Origin of the sequence: Rhodococcus sp. UNC23MFCrub1.1 (assembly GCF_000686025.1) — a bacterium.
GTDB lineage: Bacteria > Actinomycetota > Actinomycetes > Mycobacteriales > Mycobacteriaceae > Rhodococcoides.
The window spans coordinates 196,682-213,006 of sequence record NZ_JMLQ01000009.1; the positions used below are offsets into that span (position 1 = coordinate 196,682).

At 70.1% G+C, this 16,325-nt stretch carries 18 protein-coding genes; 5 read left to right on the top strand and 13 right to left on the bottom strand.

Annotation, left to right across the window (positions count from 1 at the left end):
- The first annotated feature begins 2 nt into the window (after positions 1 to 2).
- Positions 3 to 560, top strand: coding sequence for an NUDIX hydrolase (locus tag BR07_RS0119625; RefSeq protein ID WP_027506881.1), 558 nt, complete (start codon positions 3 to 5; stop codon positions 558 to 560).
- Between the two features lie 54 nt (positions 561 to 614).
- Here the strand turns inward: BR07_RS0119625 and BR07_RS0119630 are convergent, their stop codons facing one another.
- From BR07_RS0119630 to rfbD, 3 genes are read right to left on the bottom strand one after another with little or no spacing between them, the layout of a single operon-like run.
- Positions 615 to 1,691: a sugar phosphate nucleotidyltransferase gene (locus BR07_RS0119630; RefSeq protein ID WP_027506882.1), complete on the bottom strand. Its 1,077-nt coding sequence runs from the start codon at positions 1,689 to 1,691 to the stop codon at positions 615 to 617.
- A gap of 26 nt (positions 1,692 to 1,717) precedes the next feature.
- The gene (locus BR07_RS0119635; RefSeq protein WP_027506883.1) at positions 1,718 to 2,608 is read right to left on the bottom strand and encodes a glycosyltransferase family 2 protein; all 891 of its coding nucleotides are present in this window, start codon (positions 2,606 to 2,608) and stop codon (positions 1,718 to 1,720) included.
- A 10-nt stretch (positions 2,609 to 2,618) separates the two neighbouring features.
- The gene (rfbD, locus tag BR07_RS0119640) at positions 2,619 to 3,527 is read right to left on the bottom strand and encodes a dTDP-4-dehydrorhamnose reductase (protein WP_051613607.1); all 909 of its coding nucleotides are present in this window, start codon (positions 3,525 to 3,527) and stop codon (positions 2,619 to 2,621) included.
- A gap of 267 nt (positions 3,528 to 3,794) precedes the next feature.
- On the opposite strand from rfbD, the gene BR07_RS0119645 reads away from it, so the two are divergent.
- Complete coding sequence (locus BR07_RS0119645; protein WP_027506885.1) at positions 3,795 to 5,231, top strand: LCP family protein; 1,437 nt, start codon at positions 3,795 to 3,797, stop codon at positions 5,229 to 5,231.
- A 27-nt stretch (positions 5,232 to 5,258) separates the two neighbouring features.
- Entirely contained in the window at positions 5,259 to 5,972 is a 714-nt protein-coding gene (locus BR07_RS0119650; protein ID WP_027506886.1) for a TIGR03089 family protein, read from the top strand.
- Here BR07_RS0119650 and BR07_RS0119655 read toward each other — a convergent pair.
- From BR07_RS0119655 to BR07_RS0119675, 5 genes are read right to left on the bottom strand one after another with little or no spacing between them, the layout of a single operon-like run.
- Positions 5,953 to 6,366 carry a hypothetical protein gene (locus tag BR07_RS0119655; RefSeq protein ID WP_231476447.1) on the bottom strand — a complete coding sequence of 138 codons (414 nt, stop codon included), beginning with the start codon at positions 6,364 to 6,366 and terminating at the stop codon, positions 5,953 to 5,955. The genes BR07_RS0119650 and BR07_RS0119655 overlap by 20 nt on opposite strands.
- On the bottom strand, positions 6,363 to 6,749 hold the full coding sequence (gene crcB / locus BR07_RS0119660; protein WP_027506888.1) for a fluoride efflux transporter CrcB: 387 nt from the start codon (positions 6,747 to 6,749) through the stop codon (positions 6,363 to 6,365). The genes BR07_RS0119655 and crcB overlap by 4 nt, the downstream gene beginning before the upstream one ends.
- The gene (locus tag BR07_RS25595) at positions 6,746 to 7,186 is read right to left on the bottom strand and encodes a fluoride efflux transporter FluC (protein ID WP_051613608.1); all 441 of its coding nucleotides are present in this window, start codon (positions 7,184 to 7,186) and stop codon (positions 6,746 to 6,748) included. Before BR07_RS25595 ends, crcB begins: the two co-directional genes overlap by 4 nt.
- A complete protein-coding gene (purE, locus tag BR07_RS0119670; RefSeq protein WP_027506889.1) occupies positions 7,183 to 7,701 on the bottom strand; it encodes a 5-(carboxyamino)imidazole ribonucleotide mutase in 519 nt (172 codons plus the stop codon). Before purE ends, BR07_RS25595 begins: the two co-directional genes overlap by 4 nt.
- Positions 7,694 to 8,986: a 5-(carboxyamino)imidazole ribonucleotide synthase gene (locus tag BR07_RS0119675; RefSeq protein ID WP_037186747.1), complete on the bottom strand. Its 1,293-nt coding sequence runs from the start codon at positions 8,984 to 8,986 to the stop codon at positions 7,694 to 7,696. The genes purE and BR07_RS0119675 overlap by 8 nt, the downstream gene beginning before the upstream one ends.
- A gap of 54 nt (positions 8,987 to 9,040) precedes the next feature.
- On the opposite strand from BR07_RS0119675, the gene BR07_RS0119680 reads away from it, so the two are divergent.
- A complete protein-coding gene (locus BR07_RS0119680) occupies positions 9,041 to 9,631 on the top strand; it encodes a GtrA family protein (protein ID WP_037186749.1) in 591 nt (196 codons plus the stop codon).
- 165 nt (positions 9,632 to 9,796) lie between these two features.
- Positions 9,797 to 12,238 carry a cytochrome P450/oxidoreductase gene (locus BR07_RS0119685; RefSeq protein ID WP_027506892.1) on the top strand — a complete coding sequence of 814 codons (2,442 nt, stop codon included), beginning with the start codon at positions 9,797 to 9,799 and terminating at the stop codon, positions 12,236 to 12,238.
- A gap of 33 nt (positions 12,239 to 12,271) precedes the next feature.
- Here the strand turns inward: BR07_RS0119685 and BR07_RS0119690 are convergent, their stop codons facing one another.
- From BR07_RS0119690 to BR07_RS0119710, 5 genes are read right to left on the bottom strand one after another with little or no spacing between them, the layout of a single operon-like run.
- Positions 12,272 to 12,829 carry a TetR family transcriptional regulator gene (locus BR07_RS0119690; RefSeq protein WP_027506893.1) on the bottom strand — a complete coding sequence of 186 codons (558 nt, stop codon included), beginning with the start codon at positions 12,827 to 12,829 and terminating at the stop codon, positions 12,272 to 12,274.
- A 27-nt stretch (positions 12,830 to 12,856) separates the two neighbouring features.
- Positions 12,857 to 14,182 (bottom strand): ATP-binding protein, encoded by a 1,326-nt coding sequence (locus BR07_RS0119695; RefSeq protein ID WP_027506894.1) that lies wholly within the window; start codon positions 14,180 to 14,182, stop codon positions 12,857 to 12,859.
- A gap of 12 nt (positions 14,183 to 14,194) precedes the next feature.
- Complete coding sequence (locus tag BR07_RS0119700) at positions 14,195 to 14,878, bottom strand: response regulator transcription factor (RefSeq protein WP_027506895.1); 684 nt, start codon at positions 14,876 to 14,878, stop codon at positions 14,195 to 14,197.
- A 9-nt stretch (positions 14,879 to 14,887) separates the two neighbouring features.
- Complete coding sequence (locus BR07_RS0119705; RefSeq protein ID WP_027506896.1) at positions 14,888 to 15,430, bottom strand: PH domain-containing protein; 543 nt, start codon at positions 15,428 to 15,430, stop codon at positions 14,888 to 14,890.
- A 26-nt stretch (positions 15,431 to 15,456) separates the two neighbouring features.
- The gene (locus tag BR07_RS0119710) at positions 15,457 to 16,311 is read right to left on the bottom strand and encodes a biotin--[acetyl-CoA-carboxylase] ligase (protein WP_027506897.1); all 855 of its coding nucleotides are present in this window, start codon (positions 16,309 to 16,311) and stop codon (positions 15,457 to 15,459) included.
- Positions 16,312 to 16,325 lie beyond the last annotated feature (14 nt).

The following is a 16,325-nucleotide window of genomic DNA, read 5'->3' on the forward strand; positions in this document are numbered from 1 at the left end:
CCGTGAGCGCCGAGAGCCTCCACGAGTCCGCGAGAGAACTGCTCCGTTCCTGGTCGACCATCGAGCCGCACGACGACTCGATGCGCCACACGATGCTGGCGTTCCTCGACAGTGCGCCGCGTGGCTGTCTCCGCGAGAACGTGGCCGGTCACGTCACCGCGTCGGCGCTGGTGCTGGATCGGAGTGGGTGCCACGTGCTCCTGACGCTGCACCCGCGGGTCGGACGATGGCTCCAACTGGGCGGACACTGCGAGGTCGACGACGAGACCGTCCGGGACGCGGCTCTCCGCGAGGCGCGTGAGGAGAGCGGCATCGACGACCTGGTTCTCGAGCCGGAGCTGCTCTCCATTCACACACACCCGATCACGTGTTCGCTCGGCGAGCCGACGCGCCATCTCGACCTGCGCTTCGTCGTACGCGCTGCGGACGGTGCACACATCGTCCGCAGCGCGGAGTCGAACGACCTGCGGTGGTGGCCCGTCGACGACCTCCCCGACGGGGAGGCGGGCGCCGAACGAGACGCGTTGCAGGACATGATCTCCCGCGCGGCGGCTCGCTGAGCCTCGGGCGCCCTGGATTCTCGGACGCCCTGGATTCTCGGACGCCCTGGATCCTCAGACGTCGGTCGAGAAGCGCACTCCACCGTCGGGCAGCGTCACTCCGGGCCACACCCGGGCGCCGCGGAGCAGCTCGCACCGCGCGCCGATGTTGGCTCCGTCGCCGATGACGGCGTCGCGCACGAGTGCCCGCGGTCCGATGCGCGCACCGAATCCGAGGATCGATCGTTCGACCACCGCGCCGGCCTCGACCACGGCACCGTCGAAGAGGACGGCACCGTCGAGACGGGCGCCCGCTCCCACCTCGGCGCCGCGTCCGACGACCGTGCCGCCGATCAGCAGCGCACCGGGAGCGACGCCCGCGCCGGGATGGACCAGCGACTCGCCCCGCGTCCCCGTCAGCGCAGGCGACGGTGCGATTCCGCGCACGAGGTCGGCGGAGCCCTTCACGAAGTCCTCCGGCGTACCCATGTCGCGCCAGTAGGCGGCGTCGACGTGTCCGAAGACTCGCTTGTCCTCGGCCAGCAGTGCGGGGAACACCTCACGCTCGACGGACACCGGACGATCGGACGGGATCTTCTCGATGATCTCCCGCTTGAACACGTAGCAGCCGGCGTTGATCTGGTCCGTCGGCGGATCCTGGGTCTTCTCGAGAAACGCGGTGACGCGGCCGGACTCGTCGGTGGGCACGCAGCCGAACGCGCGCGGGTCACCGACGCGGACGAGGTGCAGGGTGACGTCCGCCTCGGTGGTGCGGTGGGTGTCGAGCACGCCGCGCAGATCGGTACCGCCCAGCACGTCACCGTTGAAGACCATGACGTTGTCGGCGCGGAGCCGGGGCAGGACGTTGCGGATACCGCCGCCGGTGCCCATCGGCTCCTCCTCGAACACGTACTCGAGCTCGAGGCCGAGTGCGCTGCCGTCACCGAAGTGCTGCTCGAACACCTCCGACTTGAAGGACGTGCCGAGTACGACGTGGTCGATCCCGGCGTCCTTGATGCGCGCCAGGAGATGGGTGAGGAACGGCAGACCTGCCGTGGGCAGCATCGGCTTGGGGGCGGAGAGCGTGAGCGGACGCAGTCGCGTGCCCTTTCCTCCGACCAGAACTACGGCATCGGTCGCCGGAGCAGTCATCGCGTATCGCCTTTCTCAGAAACTTCTCACGTGCTCGAACCTGACCCCACCGTGTCGTCGCGTTGCCGCAGTGCGGCAGTCACGACCACCCTGGACCGCAACGCCAGTCCGGCGCGCAACGTCCACCGGAGAGGAGCTTGCCATCTCCGCGGGTGTCTATCAGCTTGGAAGCGATAGGCGCTGCGGTGGTGCGCCGGCAGCATCGACTCCGGATGACGCCCCGCGGCATGACCTTTGGCGTGCGTCACGACGGCCGTGGGCACGTAGATGTTGGTCCAGCCCGCTCGTCCGAGGCGATCTCCGAGATCGACGTCCTCCATGTACATGAAAAACCGGGAATCGAACCCGTCCACCGAGTCGAACGCGGCACGGCGCAGCAACAGACACGAGCCGGACAGCCACCCGACCGACCGCTCGCTGACCTCGTCGTTGTCCTGCCGGTAGCGCTGCGTCCACGGATTCGACGGCCACACCGAACCGAGCAGTGCGTGCAGCGACCCGGACGTGAGATCGGGAACGCGGCGGGCGGACGGGTAGCGCGAACCGTCCGGCTCGAGGATGAGGGGCCCGAGCGACCCGGCCCGCGGATGCCGTTCGGCGGCCGCCAGCAGCTCGTCGATCGACCCGGGGCCGAACTGGACGTCGGGATTGACGACCATGACGAACTCGGTGGCCGGATCCACCTCGGCGACAGCGCGATTGGCGGCGCCGCCGTAGCCGATGTTCGCTCCGGTGCGCAGCAGTCGGACGTGGTCGTATGCGGCCTCGGCCGCCTCGGGCGCGCCGTCGGTGGACCCGTTGTCCGCGAGAATCACCGACACCGGCCGCGTCGTCGCATCCCGCAGGGACTCGAGGAATGCGTCGAGGTGCTCGCCGGGCGAATAGGTCACCGTCACGACGGCCAGGGGGGCACTCACGCCGGTCACCCTACTGGGCGGCTCCGGGCGGGTCCGCGACCGCCCGAGCCGCCAGCGCGGCCGTCAGGGCGTCGCGCCAGGGCCGCAGCGGGGTCAGCCCGGCACCCTTCCAGGCCGCGGGCGAGAGCACCGAGTAGGCGGGACGCGGCGCCGGCCGCACGTAGCGATCACTGCCGCACGGGTGAACACGGTCGGGATCGGCGCCCACGGTCTCGAAGGTCGCCCGAGCGAGATCGAACCAGGACGCCGTGCCGGCGTTGGTGGCGTGCAGAATTTGCGGCAGCGCTCGCGGCGACGTCGCCGCCTCGAGGAGCGCGTCCGCGAGATCACCCGAGTACGTCGGCGAACCCACCTGGTCGTTCACGACGTCGAGGGTCTCCCGCTCGGCCTCGAGCCGGAGCATCGTGGCGACGAAGTCGGAGCCGGTGCCGGTGTAGACCCACGCGGTCCGCACGATCGTCGCGAACGGCAACGCCTCCAGGACCGCCCGTTCCCCTGCCAGCTTGGTGCGCCCGTAGGCCGTCGCCGGCGCGGTGGGATCGTCGGGTTCGTACGGGGTCCGCGCGTCTCCGGCGAACACGTAGTCGGTCGAGACGTGCACGAGACCTGCACCGACCTCGGCGCACCGCTCGGCGAGCAGGCGCGGTCCCACCTCGTTCAGCAGTGCGGCGCGGTCCTCCTCGGTCTCCGCCGCGTCGACCGCCGTGTGCGCTGCGCAGTTGATCACCACGGTGCCCGGCACCACGGCGGCGGCGATCGACTCCGGATCCGTGATGTCGAGGTCGGCCGATCCGAAGCCGAGCACGCGGGCCCCGCGGTACCCGTCCCGCGCGCGGTCGACGAGTCGGCGACCGAGCTGACCTCCGGCTCCGGTCACCACGATCGTCCTGTCCGAACTCTGCTCTGCGTCGGTGGTCACAGCGACAGAGTGTGGCACGCCGTGGCGGGTTGCGCGGAGCACGGCGACCCTGCCGTTAGCCTGGGGATCGTGACGGATTCTGTGACGGGCCCCGGGACACCGCGCGATCCGTACAGACCTCGGACACAGCGCGGTGCGCAGCGGCGACCCGATTCTCGCGAGTCGGAACCGGGTGCGCGGCGCTCCTCCACCCGCTCCGACCGGGGGCGTCGACCTCCGACCAGCCACCGCCCCTCGCGGACACCGGGGCACTCCAACGCCGGCCGGATCGCCGTCGCACTGTTCTCCGCCGGCGCGTTGCTGGTGACGGGTGTGGCATGGCAGAGCATCGACTCGCTGCGCAGCAACCTCGCGACGGTGTCGAACCTCGATCTCGGCGACGGGGCCGACGGTGCGGTCGACATCCTGCTCGTGGGCACCGACAGCAGGACCGACGCGCACGGCAACGCGCTCTCGCAGAACGAGCTCGACTCGCTCCGAGCCGGCGACGAGGTGGCCAACAACACCGACACCATCATTCTGATCCGCGTTCCCAACGACGGATCGTCCGCGTCGGCGATCTCCATCCCGCGCGACGCCTACGTGAACGTGCCCGGCATCGGCGACAGCAAGATCAACGCCGCGTACGGAGCCACCAAGGAGGAGAAGCGCCTCGAACTCGTCGAGAGCGGGGTGCCCGACGCCGAAGCCGACAGCGAGTCGACGCTCGCGGGCCGCAAGGCGCTCATCGACTCCGTCGCGGGCCTCACCGGCGTGACGGTCGATCACTACGCCGAGGTCGGGCTGCTCGGATTCGTCCTGCTCACCGATGCCGTCGGCGGCGTCGACGTGTGTCTGAACGCGCCGGTCGACGAGCCCCTCTCGGGCGCGCGCTTCGCGGCCGGGCAGCAGACGCTCTCGGGTGCCGACGCACTCAGCTTCGTGCGCCAGCGCCACGATCTCCCCCGTGGCGATCTCGACCGCATCGTCCGTCAGCAGGTGTTCATGGCGTCGCTGGTCCGCAAGGTGCTCAGCGCCCGCACGCTCAGCAACCCCGGCACGTTGGGGCAGCTCGGGTCGGCCGTGCAGCGCTCCGTCACCATCGACGACGACTGGGACGTCCTCGACTTCGCCACGAAGTTGCAGGACGTCGCCGGCGGCGCGGTCACCTTCGACACCATTCCCGTCGCGGACATCAACGGCGTCACCGACTACGGCGAGTCGATCGTCGCGGTCGACCCCGTCGAGGTCCAGACGTGGGTCCGAGGCCTCATCGGCGACGCGGCGCCGTCCGAGAGCGTGACGCCGACGCCCACCGTTCCCGACATCGACGCCTCGAGTGTCACCGTGGACGTCGCGAACGACAGCGGCGTCGACGGTCTGGCGTCCTCGGTCTCCGACACTCTGTCGGGCGAGGGCTTCGTTCCGGGCGAGGTCGGCAACAACGAGGGTGCGAGCGTCGACCGGACCACCGTGTACGCCGCGTCGTCGGACGGTGACGCCGCGGCGGCCGTCGCCGCGCGGGTGGGCACCGACCGGACCGAGACCGACGACTCGCTGCCGTCCGGGACCGTGCGCGTCGTGCTGGCCTCCGACTACTCCGCTCCCGCAGCGGCGGGATCGCTTCCGGCCGGTGTCTCGCCCGCAGGCGACACCGCCACCCCGGCTCCCGCGGCTGCGGACCCGATCGACGCCGGGTCCACGGGCCCCCAGTGCGTCAACTGATCGGGCCCGTTCGGAAGAATGTCGTCGATGACCTCAGGTGGCACGACGCTCACGGACGCGCTTCTCGGACCCATCCTCGCGGCGGACGCGGCGGGACCGCGCATCACCTACTACGACGACTCGACCGGTGAGCGCATCGAGTTGTCCGCGCTGACTCTGGCCAACTGGGCCGCGAAGACGGCCAACTTCCTCAGAGACGAGCTCGGTGTGTCGCCCGGCGACGTCGTCAGCGTCGTGCTCCCCGCGCACTGGCAGACCGCCTCGGTGCTGCTCGGCGCGTGGTGGGCCGGCGCCGAGGTGACTCTCCGGCCCGATCCGGACGCGGCGGTCGCCCTGGTGACCGCCTCGGGTGTGGAGACCGCCGACGCCGGTGAGGTGGCCGCACTGTCGCTCGACCCGTTCGGTCGGCCCGTCGACGACCTCCCCCTCGGAGTCACCGACTACGCGACGTCGGTTCGCGTGCACGGCGATCAGTTCGTTCCCGTCGGCGCCGGGCGGGCCCTGGAGGGTCGCTCCGTCCAGGACGTCCTGACCGATGCACAGGGCCGCGCCGCAGCGCGCGGACTGTCGGCGACGGACCGGGTTCTCGCGACCGGGTCGTGGGACGACGCCGACGGACTGCTCGACGGTCTCGTCGCGGTGCTCGCGGCCGGCGCGTCACTGGTTCAGGTGACCGCGCTGGACCCGGCGGCACTCGATCGCCGCGTCGCCACGGAGAAGGTCACGACGGTCCTCGGGTGAGATAGCCCCCGTCGCCGAGTCCGGCCTCCACCTCGAAGCGGTTGGCGGCGCCCGGCCGGCGCATCTCCTCCACCAGGTACCGGATCGCGAACGAGAACCCGTGGCGGGCCCACTGGTCGGCGTGCACGGACTCGTGGCGCAGCATCGCCCGCCGTCGACGGGGATCGACGAGCGCGTGTCCGGTGAGGAACGCTCCGCCGAAACACGTTCCGCCGCGGGCGTATCCGCCTCGCATCGCCTCGCACACGATCAGGTTCGACGACGCGTCGTACGAGATCCGCGAGCGCCACAGACGAGCCCAGGTGAGCGCCGTGGCCGTGACGACGAGCGACTGGATGCTGCCGCGCGACACCCGTCGCAGCGGGCTCGACCCCCGCGGACCGGAGGACGTCACACCGAGCTCCCACCCGACGCCGCCCACACGAGAGCCAGTCCACCGGCGCAGGCCAGGACGGAGGCGATCACGGTGGTCCCCGCGTTCGCCGCGGCCGCCCGGTGCCGACCCTCCTGCACGAGTCGGACCGTCTGCACGCTCGCGGTGCTGAACGTGGTGTACCCGCCGCAGAACCCGGTGCCGGCGACGGCCTGCCACTCGGCGGGCCGGCCGGCGAACAGCACGAGCCCGGCCAGGATGCCGAGGAGGAACGACCCACTGACGTTGACGATCAGAGTCCCCAGGGGGAACGGCCGACCGAAACGAGCCGTCACCTCGCCGTCGACGACGAAGCGGACCACCGCCCCGAGCGCCCCCGCGAGCAGCACCGCGGCGACCGTCATGTGCGTGGCCTCCGATGGAGCGTGCCACCGGTCACGATGCCCGCCCAGGCACAGATCAGTCCCGCCACGACTCCGACGGCGGCGTAGGTCAGTGCAGTCGTCGGTGCGCCGTCCCGGACGAGCTCGACCGTCTCGAGGGCGAACGTGCTGCAGGTCGTGAACGCGCCACAGAAACCGGTGCCCGCCACCAGGCGCACCCACCGACGCCGCCCGACGTCCGGTCCCGAGCGCGCCAACGCTTCCAGCAGCAGACCGAGGACGAACGCACCGCTCAGGTTGATCAGGAACGTGGCCCACGGCCATCCCGTTCCGGAGTGCGGCACCCAGGACTCCCCTGCGTAGCGGGCACCCGTCCCCGCGGCACCGCCGACGACGACCGCGGCAAGGGCAGCGGGCGTGCGGTGCAGAGGACGGACCGAGTCCGCGGACGCGGTCATTCCAGCAGACTGCGACGCAGCGCCTCGTCCTTGTCCAGCACCATCTGCTCGAGTCCGCGCTGGAACTCGGCCATCCGTCCACGCAGCTGCGGATCGGCGGCACCGAGAATGCGCACGGCGAGCAGACCGGCGTTGCGTGCGCCGCCGATGGAGACCGTCGCGACGGGAACCCCCGCCGGCATCTGGACGATCGACAGGAGCGAGTCCATCCCGTCGAGGTACTTGAGGGGAACCGGGACACCGATGACGGGGAGCGGCGTCGCGGAGGCCACCATGCCCGGCAGGTGAGCGGCACCGCCGGCGCCGGCGATGATCACCTCGATTCCGCGGTCCGCCGCGTCCCGCGCGTAGTCGAGCATGCGCTGCGGCGTCCGGTGCGCGGAGACCACGCCCACCTCGAAGCGGACGCCGAACTCGGCGACCGCCAGGGCGGCGGCCTCCATCACCGGCCAGTCCGAGTCGCTGCCCATGATGATGCCGACCCGGACGGCCGTGCTGTTGCTGTTCTCATCCATGATGCGAATCCCATCCGTCGGTCCAGACGCCGTGCGAGAGCCAGTGCGCGGCACGCTCGGCACGCTCCCGGACCTCGGCGACGTGCTCGGCATCGGACGCGGAGCCGTTCCGCGGGCCCACGATGTTGACGTGGCCGATCTTGCGGTCCTTGCGCTCACCCTTGTCGTAGAGGTGCACCTTGGCGTCGGGCATCCGCGCGAACAGGTGATGCACCCGCTCGTCCATGGTCGAGGACGGCTGCTCCTCGGCGCCGAGGACGTTGGCCATGACGGACACCGGCGCGAGAGGCGCGCAGTCACCGAGGGGATAGTCGAGCACCGCGCGCAGGTGCTGCTCGAACTGCGAGGTCCGGGCACCGTCCTGCGTCCAGTGGCCCGAGTTGTGCGGGCGCATGGCGAGTTCGTTGATCGACAGGGTGCCGTCGACCTTCTCGAACAGCTCCACGGCCATGACTCCCACCACACCCAGCTCGGACGCGATGCGGAGCGCGATGTGCTCGGCGTCCGCAGCCAGGTCCTCGGACAGGCCGGGGGCGGGTGCGATGACGACGGCGCACTGTCCGGACCGCTGCACGGTCTCGACGACGGGCCAGGTCGCTCCCTGCCCGAACGGGGACCGCGCGACCATCGCCGAGAGTTCGCGCGCCATGTCGACACGCTGTTCCGCCATCAGCGGCACTCCGGCGGCGAGCTGGTCGGACACCACGGTGCGCGCCTCGTCGGCGTCGTCGGGCATCCAGACGCCGCGACCGTCGTAGCCGCCGCGCACGGCCTTGATCACGATGCGCCAGTCGTGGGCGTCACCGAAGGCGACGACGTCCTCGACGGACGCCACCTCCGTGAAATCCGGTACCGGTAGTCCCAGTTCCCGCAGGCGAACGCGCATCCGCAGCTTGTCCTGCGCGAAGATCAGCGCCTCGGGAGGCGGCTGGACGTTGACGCCCTCGGCGACGAGGACGTCGAGATGCTCGGTGGGGACGTGTTCGTGATCGAACGTCAGCGCGTCGGCACCGGCGGCGACCGCACGCAGTGCCGCGAGATCGGTGTGCTCGCCGAGCACCACGTCGGCGCTCACCCGAGCCGCCGGATCGTTCTCCCCGGCCGCGAGCACGCGCAGGGTCTGACCCAGCTCGATGGCGGCCTGGTGGGTCATCCGTGCGAGCTGTCCTCCGCCGACCATCGCGACGACGGGCAGGGACGAGGTGCGCTGCCGCGGCGGGTCGGTGCGCGGGGTCTGCTGGGGGATGTCCGAATTCACGGTGTCTCCTGCTGTCACGCCGCTCATCGTGTCACGAGTCCGATTAGTGTTTGGTCACTGCTCTTCGTAAAGTGGGTCACCGTGCCTCTGATCGACCGTGTGGTTGCCGGTATCCCGCAGCCGTTCCGAAGCATCGCCCTCCGCCACTCCGAACTGATCAAGTTCGCGATCGTCGGCGCGACCACGATGGTGTTCGACCTCGCGATCTTCTACTCACTGAGCCTCACCGTGCTCGAGTCGAAGCCCGTCGTCGCCAAGATCTTCTCCGGCGTGATGGCGACGATTCTCAGCTACATCCTCAACCGCGAGTGGTCGTTCAAGAACCGTGGTGGCCGCGAGCGTCATCACGAGGCTCTGTTGTTCTTCACCATCAGTGGCATCGGCGTCATCCTCGCCGCCGCTCCGCTCTGGATCGCGAACAACGTCTTCGACATCCGCGAGGGACAGACCACCCTCACCGCGTTGATCATCATCGACTTCGTCCTCAACTACGTCATCGGCAATCTGCTGCAGATGGTCTTCCGATTCTGGGCACTGCGTCGCTTCGCGTTCCCGGACGAGAACGGCCGCGGGATCATCGCGAATCCGCTGATCGAGGACGAGCCGGACCCCGATCTCGATCCCGACGTCGACCCGGACGACGAGCAGACGCAGTTCATGGGTCACAGCTGACGCGACGCGTCAGGCCCCCTCTCCTCACTCACCCGGCGACGGGCCCGCTGGTGCGCTGCCGCTCAGCGGCGACAATATGTCGACTATTGTCATCTCTGAATACACATGGTTTAGTTCTGTCATCCCACTCGTCAGAACCATCCCAGCACCGAGGCGGTAGTCGTCATGAGCGTTCGCGACACGATCATCACGAGAACACAGGCACTGGTCCCGATGGAGCGTCAGATCCAGGGACTGCATCTGTGGCAGCGCGCGAAGAGGCTCGTGGTGAGCGACGGGCAGCCGCACTTCCGTGAGTCCGCGATCCCCGACGTGGCGGAGCTGGATCTGACCGAGATCGATGTCAGCAACCCGTTCCTGTGGCGGCAGGGATCGTGGGAGGCCTATTTCCGGAGACTGCGAGACGAGTCGCCCGTGCACTTCCGGGCCGACAGCGCGTTCGGGCCGTTCTGGTCCGTCACGCGCTACGACGACATCGTCGCCGTCGACCGGGATTTCGAGACGTTCTCGGCGGAACCGCAGATCATCCTGGGCACACCGCCGGAGGGTCTCGACATCGAGATGTTCATCGCGATGGACCCGCCGCGCCACGATCAGCAGCGCGCCGCGGTGCAAGGCGTCGTAGCACCTCGGAATCTGGAGGAGATGGAGGGTCTCATCCGCTCGCGGGTCGCGGAGGTCCTCGACGAGCTCCCGGTGGGCGAGCCCTTCGACTGGGTCGACCGGGTCAGCATCGAGTTGACCTCGCGGATGCTCGCGACGCTGCTCGACTTCCCGTACGAGGAACGACGGAAGTTGGTCGAGTGGACCGATCTGGTGGCCGCGAGCGCGTCGGCCACCGGCGGGTCCACCGACACGGACGCGGCGTATCGGGCCGCGGCGGAAGCAGCGCGCAGTTTCAGTGCGCTGTGGCACGACAAGGCGGCGCGCCTCGCAGCCGGCGAGAAGCCCGGGTACGACCTCATCACCCTCATGCAGCTCTCCGAGGACACGAAGGACCTGATCGACCGCCCGATGGAGTTCCTGGGCAACATCGTCCTGCTCGTCGTCGGCGGCAACGACACCACCCGCAATTCGATGACGGGCGGACTGCTGGCCCTGAACCAGTTCCCGGAGCAGTTCGATCGCCTGCGCGCCGATCCGGGCCTGGTACCGAAGATGGTCCACGAGATCCTGCGGTGGCAGACGCCCCTCGCCTACATGCGCCGCATCGCGACTCGAGACACCGTCCTGAACGGTCAGTTCGTCCGCGAGGGCGACAAGGTCGTCATGTGGTACGCCTCGGCCAACCGCGACGAGCGCACGTTCGACGACCCGGACAGCTTCGTGATCGACCGGCGCAACGCACGGCATCACCTCGCGTTCGGCATCGGCACCCACCGCTGCATGGGAAGTCGGCTCGCGGAGATGCAGCTGCGGATCCTCTGGGAGGAGCTGCTGACGCGCTTCGACGACATCGAGGTCCTCGCGGAGCCGACGCGCGTGCAGTCCAACTTCGTTCGTGGCTACAGCTCCATGATGGTGACGACGACACCGGAGGGCGGGGAGCGTCGACGGCACGGCACCTACCGCACCGACCGGAAGGCCGCCGGCGCCGCTCCCGTGGTGGACACGTCCACCGTCACGCCCCCTCGGCAGCGCCGCGACGGCGACGGAGCAGAGCGGACGCAGCTCGATGTGCGGGTCGCACACCGGCGTACCGCGGCGGAGGGCGTCGTCGAACTCGTCCTCACCGATGCCGCCGGCGGATCGCTGCCGTCCTGGACGCCCGGCGCGCACGTCGAACTGATGCTGCGCCCCGACCTGGTCAGGCACTACTCACTCTGTGGAGACACCGCCGACGAGTCCTCGTGGACGATCGCTGTCCTGCGTGAGCCGGACGGCCGCGGCGGCTCGGCGCACGTGCACGACCACCTGCCGGAGGGAGCCACTCTGCGAGCACGAGGGCCGCTCAACCACTTCGCACTCGATCCCGCACCGAGCTATCTCTTCATCGCCGGCGGGATCGGCATCACACCGATCCGCGCCATGATCGCCGCTGCCCGAGCCGACGGCGCCGAGTGGAACCTGGTGTACGCCGGTCGATCTCGTTCGTCGATGGCGTTCCTCGACGAGTTCGACGGCGACGACCGCGTGACGGTCTGGGCCAAGGACGAACGCGGCGAGCGTGTCGATCTCGACACCGTGCTGGGTGAGCCCCGGCCCGAGACCCTGATCTACTGCTGCGGGCCCGGCCCACTCCTCGATGCCGTGGAGAACGCGTGCGCGGCGTGGCCGGACGGGAGCCTGCATCTGGAGCGTTTCGCGGCCGAGACCGTCGAGGCACCCGACGACGCGCTCGACTCGTTCGAGGTCGAGTGCGCGCGCTCGGGGGTGACCGTCACCGTCCCCGACGGCACGTCGATCTTCGACGCCGTCGAGAAGGCCGGCGCCGACGTCATCGGGTCGTGCATGGAAGGCATCTGCGGGACGTGCGAGGCCGACGTCCTGAGCGGCACTCCCGACCACCGCGACTCCGTGCTGTCGCGTCGCGAACGCGAACGCGGGGACACGGTCATGATGTGTGTCTCGCGATCGCTGTCGTCGAAGCTGGTGCTCGACCTGTAGTGCGCCGGGCCGGTGGGACCGAGCCGAGTCCGCTCAGGCGAACCCGCGGACCACCCGGTCGATGCGATCCACCGCCTCGTCCACGTCCACGGACGGTTGCACCAGATGGCTCAGCGTCAGTCGAACCACGCAGTCCACCAACGCGTCCGGCGCTCTCTCGCCCACCAACGCACCGACGGCACTGTTCGCATGGCCCAACACGGCGTCGGGGTGGACCGTGACCAGGGCGAGCAGACCCGAATCGTGCCCCGGCCGCAGAACGGCTGCGAGAGCGACATTGGCCCGACCGTGTTCGAGCACACCCCGAACAGCAGCGGAGATGCCGTCCTCGAAGCTGTCGGGATGCGCTGCCAGCCCGGTGCGCACCTGCTCCAGGAATCGCTCGACCTCGCGGTCCACGACGGCGCGACCGAGGTCGTCCTTGGTGCCCACCTCCTTGTAGAGGCTCTGCCGGGGCACCCCGGAACGCTTCGCGACCTCGGTCATGCTCAGGCCGTCCCACCCGCGGTCGGCGATGATCTCCACCCCGGCGTCGAGCACCCGCTCGAGTCGCAGAGTCCGCAGTTCGGAATAGAAGTCGGGCGCAGTCACGTCGCGAGCCTAGGTGAGTCGAGCCGGTCAGCGCGGTTCGGACATCCCGGCCGGGATCACCTGGTCCACGCGTGCCGCGGGCAGGAACACCGCGAAGAGCGCGGGACGTCGGCGCTGCAGTTCGAGTCGTCCCCCGTCCGCCTCGACCAGCGCGCGGGCGAGGGCGAGGCCCACCCCGGTGGATCCGGCGCCGGAGAAGCCGCGGTCGAAGATGTGCGGCGCGAGTTCGTCGCTGACGCCGGTTCCCTCGTCGGAGACCTCCACGACCACGGGCGGCCGTGGTCCGTCCTGCGCGGGTGCACGCGACTCCCCCACGAGGCGCACCGTGACGACGCAGCGCCCGCCGCCGTGGTCCAGCGCGTTGTGCAGCAGCACCGACACCGCCTCGCGGAGCCGGGAACCCGTGACCAGGGCGGTGACCGACGAGTCGCCGCGCAGCTCGAGGTCGCGCCCGGCATCGGCGAACGGCCCGCGCCAGTCGTCGATGACGGGTTCGAGTTCGCCGCGCACGCGCACGGTCGAGGCGTCGGCCGCGCCGTCACTGCGGGACGACCGCACGAGGTCGTCGATCGCGGTGGTGAGCCGGTCCACCTGGGCCATCGCCTCGTTGGCCTCGGTGACCACCTCGGGATCGGGGTGTCCGGACAGCTCGTCGAGACGCAGGCGCACCGCGGTGAGACGGCTGCGCAACTGGTGGGAGACGTCCGCGACGAGGGAGTGTTCGCGTTGCAGGCGCCCCACGATCTCCACCGATGCGGAGTCCAGGACGTCGGACACCCGGTCGAGTTCGGGAATGCCGTGGCGGGTGGGGTCCTTGCGGAAATCGCCCTCGGCCAGCCGGGCGGCCCGCCCCGCGACGTGCTGCAGGGGCGTGGAGAGTCGACGGGACGTGAGGACGGCGACGACGGTGCCGGCCGCGATCGAGGCCAGGACGACGAGCGCCACCGCGCCGACGGCCTGCTTCTGGGCGGTGCGCATCTCGTCGGACGGCACTTCGAGGAGCAGCGACCCGGAGGTGCCCATCGAGAGGGACTCCTCGATCGGATCCTCGACGGACGGTGCGCCGATGTCCATGCGGGACGCCGGGTTCTCGGGGGTGGGGTAGACGACGACGAGGCGCCCGCCCATGGGCACGACGAGACGCAGCGAGGCGGTGTCGAGGCCGCCGTCCACGCGGCCGTCCCCGCCCTCCTGATCGATGATCTCGGACGCCATGCGCTCGAGCCGGGTGCGCAGGTCGCCGCGAGTGAAGTCCTCGACCCACAGCCAGGCGGTGTAGGTCAACGGGATGCCGAGCAGCATGCCGGTGAGGATGACGACCGCGAGGATCGACTGCAGGATCCGACGCCTCATGCGGTGGCCCGGTCAGTCCGTGTTGATCCGGAAGCCGACGCCGCGCACGGTCGCGATGCGTCGTTCGGCCACCGAGCCCTCGTCGCCGATCTTGCGGCGCAGCCAGGACATGTGCATGTCCAGCGTCTTCGAGCCGCGCAGCTCGGCGTCGCCCCACACCTCGCGCAGAATGGTCTCGCGCGAGACCACCTGACCGGCATGGTCGAGCAGGATCTTGAGAAGTTCGTACTCCTTGTTGGCCAGGGGGATCTCGTGGCCGTCGAGCAGGACGCGCCGTGCGGCGGGTTCGAGGCGCAGGCCGCCCACCTCGATGGTGCCGTCCTCGGAGGCCGCGCCGCGGCGCCGGAGCAGGGCCCGGACCCGCGCCATGAGCTCGGCGACGCGGAAGGGCTTGCTCACGTAGTCGTCGGCACCCGCGTCGAGACCGACGACGAAGTCGACCTCGTCGGTGCGTGCGGTGAGCATCAGGACGGCGAGGTCGGACCTGGTGGCGCGGATCTGCCGGCACACCTCGAGGCCGTCCATCCCGGGGAGCCCGAGATCGAGGATCAGGAGATCGAACGAGCCTTCCAGGGCGCGCGAGAGCGCTGCCGGACCGGTCTGCTCGACCGTCACCGTGTACCCCTCTCGTCCGAGTGCGCGGGACAGCGGGGTCGCGATGGCTTCATCGTCTTCGGCGAGCAGGACTTCGGTCACCGGACCACCCTACGTAGTGCGCGCGGGACCGAGATCGTCTCCGTCGTCCCAGCCGTGATTCTGGGAGTCGAAGACCTGGTGGTACAGCAGGGAGTGGACCCGCTCGACGTCGGGGATGTCGTCGAACTCGAGGGGGTCGTCGGAGCTCGCCACGATCACCAGGGTGCCGGTCTTCAGGAGCCGGTCGAGAAGACCGTGACGGAACTGCACGTTGGACACCCGGCGTACCGGGATGTCGATGCCCGAGTGCGACAGCACACCCTGGCGGACGAGGACGCGTCGGTCGGTCACGACGAAATGTGTGGACCGCCACCGCAGTACGGGGACAGCGGTGCGCCAGGCGATCAGCCCGACCCACACCACCGCGACGGCGATCAGCGCGGCGGACCGCGCCGTGGACTCCAGCGACCGTCCGATCAGACCCACGAGGAAGCCCGCGAGAAGTGTCGCGACGAGGAACGTCAGCACCGGCAGCACGAGCATCTTCCAGTGCGGGTGCCGATGCAGGATCAGGTCCTCCTCGTGCCCCAGTGCGTCCTGCGGAAACGACATGCGATTCTCCTGAGGGGAAGGGGCGGTCAGGCGTCGAGCGCGCGGAGGTGAGTGACGTCGCCCGCCGAGACGGCGACCGGCGTGGTGTCCCCCGACTCGGGCACGATCACCACCCGACCGTGCTCGTCGATGTCGGTCGCGACGCCCACCAGCTCGGTGTCGCCCGGCATCGTGACCCGCACGCGGCGGCCGAGAGTATCGCACCGGGAGCGATACAGCTCCGCGATCGGCGCGGTGTCCCACCCCGACTCCCGCCACTCGTCCAGTGCCGAACCCATGGCCCGCAGGAAGGCGCGCACCACGGTGCCGCGATCGATCACCGCCGCGCCGGCCAGTTGCAGGGACGTCGCCGTCGGGACGGGCAGCTCCGCCTCGGTGAGGCTGACGTTGATGCCGACTCCGGACACCGCCGTCACGACGGGATGGGTCGAGGCCACCTCCACCAGGATGCCCGCCACCTTGCCTCCGGCGTAGCCGGACGACTCGTCGCCCCGGATGAGGACGTCGTTGGGCCACTTGAGCACCGCGTCGACCTCGGTGACGGTGCGCAGCACGTCGACCACCGCGACACCGGTGAGCAGCGGGAGCCACCCCACCGATCCGGGCGGCACGCCGGGCAGCTTGACCAGCGCCGACACGATGACCTGCGACCGCGCGGGAGCGGTGAACGACCGCGAGTGCCGTCCGCGGCCCGCGTCCTGGACGTCGGCGATCAGCGCGGTGCGGTCACCGGCGGTGTCGGCGACGGCCAACAGGTCCGCGTTGGTCGATCCGGTCCGCGCCACGACGTCGACACGCGACCACGATCCGCGGGGTCCGTCGACGAGTGCGCGGGTGAGCGCACGCCCGTCGAGCGGCGGTCTGTCCAGGTTCTCCCACATGGGGCCGAGCATAG